The organism is Flectobacillus roseus, assembly GCF_030056595.1.
In the GTDB taxonomy this organism is placed as follows: Bacteria; Bacteroidota; Bacteroidia; order Cytophagales; family Spirosomataceae; genus Flectobacillus; species Flectobacillus roseus.
This window is the reverse complement of record NZ_JASHIF010000045.1, coordinates 1-1,281: the sequence shown is the minus strand read 5'-3', so window position 1 is coordinate 1,281 and position 1,281 is coordinate 1. Positions and strand designations below refer to the sequence as shown.

Annotated in this window: 1 protein-coding gene and 1 pseudogene; both read right to left on the bottom strand. The window is 40.7% G+C overall.

The window, feature by feature from the left end; translation table 11 throughout:
• Positions 1–626: hypothetical protein (locus QM524_RS25875; RefSeq protein WP_283346900.1), on the bottom strand; the 626-nt coding region annotated here is incomplete at its 3' end.
• A gap of 14 nt (positions 627–640) precedes the next feature.
• A pseudogene (locus tag QM524_RS25870) lies at positions 641–1,281 on the bottom strand (hypothetical protein); the annotation flags it as partial.

The following is a 1,281-nucleotide window of genomic DNA, read 5'->3' as shown; positions in this document are numbered from 1 at the left end:
TTGTAGTTCGTTACGCCATCTCCATCACAGTCGGCAGTACGCCAAGCTGTTGATGTATTCGCTAATACTTGACCTGTTCCCCATGAACATGGATCTGTAGGCTGTGGATCTGTTACATCTGGATCTCCATCTCCATCTGTATCGCCAGTAATCACCGTAATAGAGGTCGTACTGTTATCATTCCCAGTTAGGTTGCCTGTCGTTTGAGGACCATTAAACCCTAACGTTCCTGTTACTGTTAGGGGACCTCCAATGTTTACCCCCGTATAACCTATCACTATTTGACTACACTCTCCAGGAGCAATCGCAACCGTGTTTTCAAAACGTAAGGTAGTCGGGTTATTGATATCTATCGGAAGCACAGTCCAACCTGTAGTCGTAATTGGTATGACAGAACCAACTAAACTACTAGGCAATGTAATCAAAGGACGTAATCTATTCGCCGCAGCACTGCGGCTACCGCCATCATTATTACAAATATCCACTGTCACCCGACCCAAGGTAGAGCCTTGAGTCACGGTGGATGGTTGATTGATAATATTGATACTTACATCTTGAGCCTGAATCTTTACACTAACTAGTGTCAAGCAGACTAGAAGAATTACTATTTTTTGCAAAATGTTCATAATGCTTGCTTTTTTTAGTTAGCTGTGATTTTCGTCTCTACAGTATTGTTATTTACTCTTTCTTCACCAGCTGAACCGTAGATAATGGTTACCGTAATATTTTGACTTGTGTTGCTTGGTACATCAGCCTTGCGAGTTGCTGTGAATCCAACCGTTTTCTTACCATTTGGTGGAATCACGACTCCTGCTTTAGCTGTCACTGTGATAAAGTTGGCATTCTCTGTAAAGGTCCAATCGCTATTACTATTCGCTGTTCCGCCAAGTACATTTGATGTTCCTGAAGTATTTGAATACGTAATCGTAAAGCCTGAAATCTTCGCAACTCTAAATCCAATCGTGCTACCTAATACATTTGGCTTGTCGTTGATCTCATACACATTTACCACAAAATCACGAGATGCTCCTGCTGTTAAGAATTCCAAACTATTAATCTCCGTAGTTGGTGTTAAGTCTGGTAATAGAGCATCTTTCCACACATTTGGTAATCCATCTACTGGTGTCAAAATACCATCTCCATCTGGATCACAGTTCGTAGAACAATCTACAATACCATCTCCATTCGCATCCAAATTAGGATTCAAACCACTTTCTTCTAAGTCTGTAACTCCATTATTATTACTATCTAAATCATATGGGTTAGGCTTATTATCGTTAT